The organism is Oleiphilus sp. HI0086, assembly GCF_001635225.1.
Window position 1 is genome coordinate 1 of sequence record NZ_LWFZ01001395.1, and the last position, 846, is coordinate 846.

The 846-nt window shown below is 43.1% G+C and carries 1 pseudogene; it reads left to right on the forward strand.

The features are described 5' to 3' along the window. Positions 1–627, forward strand: a pseudogene (locus A3756_RS23790) (molecular chaperone HtpG); the annotation flags it as partial. Between the last annotated feature and the right edge of the window lie 219 nt (positions 628–846).

Genomic DNA, 846 nt, shown 5'->3' on the forward strand with positions numbered 1-846 from the left:
GAACGTATGCAAGAGAGCCAAGACAAGATCTACTATGTTAGCGCTGAGAGCTATGCAGCCGGTATCAGTAGCCCTCACATGGAAATCTTCCGTAAAAAGGGTATTGAAGTGCTTGTGCTGAGTGATCGTGTTGATGGCTGGATGATTTCTTACTTGAGTGACTTTGACGGTAAGCACTTGCAAGACATCACCAAAGGCGAGCTAGATCTAGGTGATATCGAAGACGAAGAAGACAAAAAACAGATCGAAGAAGCGAGCAAAACTTATGAAAGCTTGATCGGCCAGATCAAAGACTTGTTAAGCGACAAGGTTGAAGAAGTTCGTGTTACTAATCGTCTGACTGACTCGCCAGCTTGCTTGGTGGCCGGTGCACACGATATGGACGCACAAATGAAGAAGATCATGGAAGCAGCTGGTCAGGCTGTTCCAGAGACTAAACCAAGCTTCGAAGTGAACCCGGAGCACCCATTGGTTCAGAAGTTGAACGAAGAGCAAAATGATGACCGTTTCAACGACTTGGCCAACGTCTTGTTTGATCAAGCTGCTCTTGCTAGCGGTGAACAACTGAAAGACCCAGGTGCCTTTGTATCTCGCTTGAATAAGCTATTGTTGGACTTATCTAAGTAAGTCTAAGACCTAGCTAAGAAAGGGAGTTTGGTTTTGGCCAAGCTCCCTTTTTTTGTTTCTGCAATAAGACAAATCAATTCTCTTGAATTGCTTGATCAAGTGGAGCTCCTTTAAACGTCTTTGTTTCAACTAGTGATTTATTTAGGGGCTTCTCTTTCTAAAAATATGCTTGTCTAAATGTTAGCGCTGAACTATCTTTCTTTAACGGCTTTGAAAATA